Here is a 4,797-nt window from a genome sequence, read left to right on the forward strand (position 1 = left end):
CGCTCTTCCGATCTTATAGGCGAAGGTTCTTATTTTAAGGTAAATTCTCCCTTAAAATAAGAACCTTCGCCTATAATCGAATTTGATTCTAAAGAGTCGTTTTTCTTAAACATTTAAATCTCCTATTGTTTCGTATATATTATGGAATTATTTAAATTTGCAAACTTAAATTTAGTGTCAAGCCCGAATAAAGATTCGGTATGCCCTATAAATAAAAATCCATTTCTATTTAATATATCATAAAAATGATTAACAGTCAATTTAACCGATTCGTTATCGAAATATATTAAAACATTTCTGCAAAAAATAACGTCTATATTATATTGCGGAAATTTATGGATTAAATTGTGGCAATCGAAAGTTATTAAATTTCTTATATCGCTTTTTACCAAATATTTGTCATCGGGAAGTTTATCGAAATACTTTTTCAAATATTTTTTGGGAACATTTTCCATTTTTTCAATATCGTATTTTCCTTCTTTTGCGATTATAACGGAATTAAAAGACAAATCGGTCGCGAATATTCTTATATTCTCTTTTTTAATATTTTCCGTTTCCAAACAGGTTATCGCAATCGAATAAGCCTCTTCTCCCGTAGAACAACCAGCGCACCAAATTTTTATTTGTTCTCCATTTTTCTTTTGTTTCAATATATTTGGCAAAACATATTCTTGTAAAATTTGAAAATCCGATTCCGTTCTGAAAAAATTTGTTAAACTTATAGTTATATTTTCAAAAAATTCTTCAAAACAATCTTTATCCGAAGAAACCAATTTATAATAATCGTAAACTTCGTCAATTCCTTTTTCTTTCATCGAAGAAAATATATGCGACTGCAAAACGCATTCGTTTACCAAATTAAAACGAATTCCGCTTTCTCTATAAATAAATTCTTCGAACAAATCGAATTCTTCTCTGTTTAATTTTAACGCGTTCAAAATAAATTATTTCCTTTTGTTTATTTCACAAGGATAATAAAGAATAACGGAATTATTTTTATTTTAGATATTATATTTTATTTTTTATCCAAAACCATTTTAATTCTTTCGAGGACTTTTTTTCTATCCAAAGGTTTGGTTATATAATTTTTCGCTCCCGCCAAAAGAGCCTTTTTAACCATATCCTCTTTACCCAAAGCGCTCACCATAACGACTTTCGCCTCTTTATCAAATTCCATAATTTTTGTTAATGCCGTAATTCCGTCCATTTTAGGCATGGTAATATCCAAAGTCACCAAATCGGGTTTATATTCTTTATACATAAGAACGCCCTCTTCTCCGTTTTCTGCAGTTCCGACAACTTTATAATTTTCGGAAACGAATATTTGCTGCAATTGTTTTACGACAAAAGCCGAGTCGTCTATAAGTAAAATCCTGTATTGTTTTCCCAAATCGCTTATACCATCGCCTTTTTTTGAATTAAGTTCAGCCATACTATTACTCCTTAATTTATATTTTATAATATATAATTTTTATTTCAAGTGTTAATATTATCTATAATTATTTTATATATTAAGGGAATAGCTTTATAAACGCTTGATTTTTAATTATTCATAAATTATTATCAATTTATAATATATCGGTTGGGAATATCGTTATGGAAAATAATTTTAAAAATAATTATAAAAAAGAAAATAATTTATCTTTTTTGACTATATTAATAATTTGCTCGTATATCGCTTGTCAAATGATTTCAAATATAGCGAGCGTGAAAATTGCAAATGTTTTAAGTTTGGCTGTGGACGGAGGAACTTTTCTTTATCCTTTGGCTTTTACGATAAGAGACATGGCTCATAAAACTATAGGCAAAAAAAACACTCAAAAACTTATAATAGTTTCGGCGATTATCAATATATTTACTCCAATTTATTTTTATATAGTCTCTCAAATTCCCGCAGATTCGAGTTGGGAATTTAACGAATCTTTTCAAACTACTTTAAGCCCCGTTATGAGAATATCGGTAGCCTCGATAGTGGCGTCAACTTTGTCCGAATTAGTCGACACGGAAATTTATCATTTTTTTGTCGCTAAAATAACGAATAAATTTCAATGGTTAAGAGTTTTGATAAGCAACGCGTTTAGCATTCCCGTAGATAATTTTTTATTTGTGCTTGTGGCTTTTTGGGGAGTTCTGCCGATAGACGCTTTAATCGGAATATTTATTTTCAACTTTTTTGTAAAATATGCGGTGACGATTATAAGCGTTCCAATGATTTATTTAGTCAAAGAAAAAAAGTAAAAAAATAAATTTAAAATAAAATGCAAAATAAAGAGAAGACTTTTTAAGCCTTCTCTTAACAAATAAAATTTAATTTTTAAGCTTCTTTTTTAATTTTCGTTTTATATAACCAATCGACAAATACCGCAATCGCGTTATCTCCCGAAACATTTGCCGCAGTTCCAAAAGAATCTTGAGTCAAATACAAAGCTATCATTAAACCTTGCAATTCTTCGCCAACTATTCCAACCATATAGAGGAAAGGCAAAGCGCTCATTATAGCTCCGCCAGGCGCGCCAGGAGCCGCAACCATCGCAATTCCAAGCATTAATATAAACGGAAGTATTGACGCATAAGTCGGAGTTTGTCCCAATATCAATATAACGGCGGTAGAGCAGCATGTTATCGTTATCATAGAACCCGCCAAGTGAATAGTGGCGCAAAGAGGAATTACGAAATTTCTTATTTGCTCGGAAATACCGTTCTTCTCGGCGGACATTAAACTAACGGGAATTGTAGCCGCGCTGCTTTGAGTTCCAACAGCGGTAAAATAAGCTGGAATTTGATTTTTTATAAGCATAAAAGGAGATTTCCCTCCGATTATTCCAGATATTACAAATAACGCCGTAATGTAGAGCAAATGAAGAATTATAACCACTACAAACACTTTACCGAATATAACCAAAATATTTTGTATGCTTCCCGCATGCGCTAAATTGGCGAAAGTTCCCAAAATATGAACGGGCAATATAGGAATGATTATTTTTTGAAGTATCGCTTGTATAACTTCTTCCGAATCTTTTACTATTGCAAAAAGTTCCGTTCCCTGTCCTTTCGGGCGAAGCATAGTTATTCCTATTCCGAGTATAAAAGCGAATATAACAGCCGAAGTGACATCGAATAAAGGTTTCAAAGGAATCGTAAAATAAATTTCAAGTCCCGATTCGATTTTTACTCCTCCTAATTGAGTAATATTCAAAAGACTTGGAAATAAATTTGAAGCCACTAAAAAAGCTATACTTCCCGCCAATAATGTCGAAGCGTAAGAAACCAAAACTGTAACGCCAATTAATTTTGAAGCCCCTTCCGTGAGACTCGCAACTCCATAACCGATAAACGAAACTATCATTAACGGGATTACGAAATTTAAGAATAAACTGAATATAGAACTTATGGTTACAAATATTCTGATAATCGGAGCGGGCAAATACAAACCTACCAATATACCCAATATTATTCCCACAATAATTCTTGGGAAAAGTCCAATCTTTTTCATTTTCAAACTCCTTGAATTTGTTTTTTATTTGTTTGATTATTTATTATAATTGATTTTTTAATTATATTCAATACTTAATTAATAATTTTTCAAATAAAATCTATTTCAATTATATATTTATCTTCTTCAGTTATTTTATTTTTTTTTGAAATTCTATTAACGGCGTAAGGTTTCAGATAAACCGCAATTATTTCGTTATTTGAATTTTCTATTATTGGAATATTATTTCTTTTTCTTAAAGGAATTTTTGAATCTATAAATATTTTTCTTAAAAGTTTTTTCTCTCCGTTCGGATACGAAATCAAAAAATCCGCATTTTTTCTTTGCCGAATAATTATCGGATAACCAAATTTTATATATAATTTTTCTTTATAATTTATATTTTTATTTTCAATCGTTTTGAAACTTATTTTTTTACCTGCAAATTTATAAATTCCGTCTTTTTCAATTTTCAAATAAATTTTTTCATTTTCTTTTTTATCAATTTTTTCTACGATTAATTTATAATATTCTTTTATTAAATTAAAATTATCTAATCTTAAAATTGAATTGCTTTTTTTCGATTTTATTATTTTAATTATTTCCAAAATTCTTTTTTCGTTTATTTCTATTTCATTTTTGCTGCTTTCCGATAAAAATTTTATCATTATTCTACTTAAAAAAATTTTATTTAAATTTTTAATATTTTCTATATTTATAATATTTTTATTTATCAAATTTTTTTTATAAATATTATTAATTTTTTTTCTTAAAAATGAGTTTTCCAAATAAATTCTTTTTGAAAATTTTATTATATTATCTTTCGATTTTTTATTAATCGTTTCAAGAAGCGGAATAATTAAATTTCTTATTTTATTTCTCGCGTATTTATTTTTTTTATTCGAGGAATCCTCTCTATATTCCAAATTATTTTCTCTCGCATAATTTTCAATATCCGTTCTGTAAGAATCGAGCATCGGGCGTAAAATATAATTATTCTTTTTTTTAAGGCAATTATAAATATCCGTTCCCGCTCCTTTAATCATTCTGTAAATTATCGTTTCCGCAAAATCGTCTTTATTATGAGCGATAATCAAATAATCGAAAATATTTTTATTATAAAGCTCTTCAAAAAATTTATATCTGTCTTTTCTCGCTTCGTTTTGAATATTTTTTTTATTATAGCTTCCTTCTTTTATTTCTTTAATGTAAATATTTAAATCATATTTTTTTGCAATATTTCTGGCAAATGATTCGTCTTCTTTCGATTCTTCCCCTCGCAAATTATAATTGATATGAATTATTAAAGGAGCGGGAACGGATAT

The 4,797-nt window shown here is 28.5% G+C and carries 5 protein-coding genes and 1 pseudogene; 1 reads left to right on the forward strand and 5 read right to left on the reverse strand.

Annotation, left to right across the window (positions count from 1 at the left end):
* Positions 1–35 precede the first annotated feature (35 nt).
* The 3 genes and pseudogenes from EZH24_RS15395 to EZH24_RS07325 form a co-directional block, all read right to left on the reverse strand.
* Positions 36–113: pseudogene (locus tag EZH24_RS15395) on the reverse strand (polymer-forming cytoskeletal protein); the annotation flags it as partial.
* Between the two features lie 9 nt (positions 114–122).
* Positions 123–938, reverse strand: coding sequence for a CheR family methyltransferase (locus tag EZH24_RS07320; protein WP_137998466.1), 816 nt, complete (start codon positions 936–938; stop codon positions 123–125).
* 77 nt (positions 939–1,015) lie between these two features.
* Complete coding sequence (locus EZH24_RS07325; protein WP_137998467.1) at positions 1,016–1,432, reverse strand: response regulator; 417 nt, start codon at positions 1,430–1,432, stop codon at positions 1,016–1,018.
* Between the two features lie 164 nt (positions 1,433–1,596).
* Here EZH24_RS07325 and EZH24_RS07330 point away from each other — a divergent pair, with 164 nt between their 5' ends.
* On the forward strand, positions 1,597–2,238 hold the full coding sequence (locus EZH24_RS07330) for a queuosine precursor transporter (RefSeq protein WP_137998468.1): 642 nt from the start codon (positions 1,597–1,599) through the stop codon (positions 2,236–2,238).
* A gap of 76 nt (positions 2,239–2,314) precedes the next feature.
* Here the strand turns inward: EZH24_RS07330 and EZH24_RS07335 are convergent, their stop codons facing one another.
* Together EZH24_RS07335 and tilS are read right to left on the reverse strand one after the other, a co-directional pair.
* Positions 2,315–3,493, reverse strand: coding sequence for a cation:dicarboxylate symporter family transporter (locus tag EZH24_RS07335; protein ID WP_137998469.1), 1,179 nt, complete (start codon positions 3,491–3,493; stop codon positions 2,315–2,317).
* Between the two features lie 89 nt (positions 3,494–3,582).
* Positions 3,583–4,797 (reverse strand): tRNA lysidine(34) synthetase TilS (gene tilS / locus EZH24_RS07340; protein WP_137998470.1); only part of this gene is annotated, 1,215 nt, incomplete at its 5' end.

The organism is Brachyspira catarrhinii (assembly GCF_005518285.1).
Classification (GTDB): Bacteria; Spirochaetota; Brachyspiria; order Brachyspirales; family Brachyspiraceae; genus Brachyspira; species Brachyspira catarrhinii.

Excerpts from the sequence above, each read along its gene's own strand:
- EZH24_RS07325 (WP_137998467.1), bottom strand. The coding sequence starts at position 1,432 with ATGGCTGAACTTAATTCAAAAAAAGGCGATGGTATAAGCGATTTGGGA.
- EZH24_RS07330 (WP_137998468.1), top strand. The coding sequence starts at position 1,597 with ATGGAAAATAATTTTAAAAATAATTATAAAAAAGAAAATAATTTATCT.
- EZH24_RS07335 (WP_137998469.1), bottom strand. The coding sequence starts at position 3,493 with ATGAAAAAGATTGGACTTTTCCCAAGAATTATTGTGGGAATAATATTG.